Raw genomic sequence first — 2,385 nt, 5'->3', positions numbered from 1 at the left:
GTCCGAAGTCCTTACGATTGAGGCCATAAACCAGAGAGGGTGCGAGCCCCGTTCTGGATAGCGGCACTGTTGGTTCGCTTGCTCCTTGGAGTCGGGTTGCTTGAAAGTGCAGCCTAAAGTGGGTGATAAACTTCATCTAAGGCTAAATATCGACTCGATTGCGATAGCGAACAAGTACCGTGAGGGAAAGTTGCAAAGGACTTTGAAGAGAGAGTTCAAGAGAACGTGAAATCGCTGGAGTGGAACCGGAGACAGTTGATGTTGCTTGGAGACAAGCTTGGTGACTGGTCGCTTAGTTGTGATCGTTGCCGGGTGTCGTTTCCTATGCTACGCCGACGGCGTTGGCTGCTCGTTCTAGCCCGACAGTGTTGCCCATCTCGCAAGAGAAGGTGTCTTGCTGGCGGTAGTGGGTTCGTGGCGGCTAGCGTTTAGTTACGCTAGTGTGTGTGACGTCGGTGTGAAAGTCGACGACGTTTCCGACCCGTCTTGGAACACGGATTGCGGAGTGCTTGTCTACTGCGAGTCAAAGGGTGTTAAAACCTTGCGGCGAAATGAAAGTAAAGGTCAGTCTCGAATTGGCCGACGTGGGATCTGTGTTCTTCGGAGTGCAGCGCACCACGGCCCTGTGCGTGTCACTTGTGACTGTGCAGAGGTTGAGCAGTTGGCAAACGACCCGAAAGATGGTGAACTATGCCTGAGCAGGATGAAGCCAGAGGAAACTCTGGTGGAAGTCCGTATCGGTTCTGACGTGCAAATCGATCGATAGACTTGGGTATAGGGGCGAAAGACTAATCGAACCATCTAGTAGCTGGTTCCTTCCGAAGTTTCCCTCAGGATAGCTGGATCTCAGGCAGTTATATTCGGTAAAGCTAATGATTAGAGGCCTTGGGGACGTAATGTCCTCAACCTATTCTCAAACTTTCAATGGATATGAAGTTGCAGTTTCTTTAGTGAACTGTCAACGTGAATGCGAGGTCCAAGTGGGCCATTTTTGGTAAGCAGAACTGGCGCTGTGGGATGAACCAAACGTGGAGTTAAGGTGCCTAACTTCTCGCTCATGAGACCCCATAAAAGGTGTTGGTTGATATTGACAGCAGGACGGTGGCCATGGAAGTCGGTATCCGCTAAGGAGTGTGTAACAACTCACCTGCCGAATCAACTAGCCCTGAAAATGGATGGCGCTTAAGCGAGAGACCTATACTCCGCCGTTGCGACATGTGCGTTGTCTAGCGCCAGGTCGTAACGAGTAGGAAGGTCGTGGCGGTTGCGTTGAAGGCTATGAGCGTAGGCTCGGCTGGAGCTTCCGTCAGTGCAGATCGTAATGGTAGTAGCAAATATTCAAGTTCGATCCTTGAAGACTGAAGTGGAGAAGGGTTCCACGTGAACAGTAGTTGGATGTGGGTCAGTCGATCCTAAGGTACTGGCGAACGCCTTGTATCATCGGTGGCGAAAAGCTTGCTTTTAGTCCCCGCTTGTCGAAAGGGAATAGGGTTAATATTCCCTAACTGAGATGCAAAGATTGTGTTCTTCGGAGCACAAGCGCGGTAACGCATTCGAACTTGGTTAGTCGCTCAAAGACCGAGCTAGAGTTTTCTTCTCTAGTTAAGGAACGGACTCCCTGGAATTGGTTCAGCCAGAGATGGGGACGTTGTTTCCGAAAAGCACCGCGGTTTCTGTGGTGTCTCGTGCTCTTTGAACGGCCCTTAAAACACCAAGGGAGGCTATTAATTTGCACTCAATCGTACCGATATCCGCATTAGGTCTCCAAGGTGAACAGCCTCTAGTCGATAGAATAATGTAGGTAAGGGAAGTCGGCAAACTAGATCCGTAACTTCGGGAAAAGGATTGGCTCCAGTGGTTGGAACGGTTGGCCAGTTGGTTGATGCTTGTCCGGCGCAGTTCTGTCTGCTTGATACTTTCGGGTTGATGGCGGACTAGTGATTGTGCTTGCTTGCGGACGCTTTCTGGTGTGTGCTTGGACCTCGGTTCTAGTATCCTGATCGCTCATCTAAACAACCGTACTGGAACCGGTACGGACTCAGGGAATCCGACTGTCTAATTAAAACAGAGGTGACAGATGGTCCTTGCGGACGTTGACTGTCACTGATTTCTGCCCAGTACTCTGAATGTTAAATCGTAGTAATTCGAGTAAGCGCGGGTAAACGGCGGGAGTAACTATGACTCTCTTAAGGTAGCCAAATGCCTCGTCATCTAATTAGTGACGCGCATGAATGGATGAACGAGATTCCCACTGTCCCTACCTACTATCCAGCGAAACCACAGCCAAGGGAACGGGCTTGGCGGAATCAGCGGGGAAAGAAGACCCTGTTGAGCTTGACTCTAGTCTGGCACGGTGAAGAGACATGAGAGGTGTAGAATAAGTGG

1 rRNA gene is annotated in these 2,385 nt (G+C 50.4%); it reads left to right on the top strand.

Going from position 1 to position 2,385, the window contains the following annotated elements:
* Nucleotides 1–2,385 (top strand): 23S ribosomal RNA (locus JQ639_RS35865); the annotation flags it as partial.

Source organism: Bradyrhizobium sp. U87765 SZCCT0048, assembly GCF_018131225.1.
Taxonomy (GTDB): domain Bacteria; phylum Pseudomonadota; class Alphaproteobacteria; order Rhizobiales; family Xanthobacteraceae; genus Bradyrhizobium_A.
This window is presented reverse-complemented; position numbering and strand designations above follow the sequence as displayed.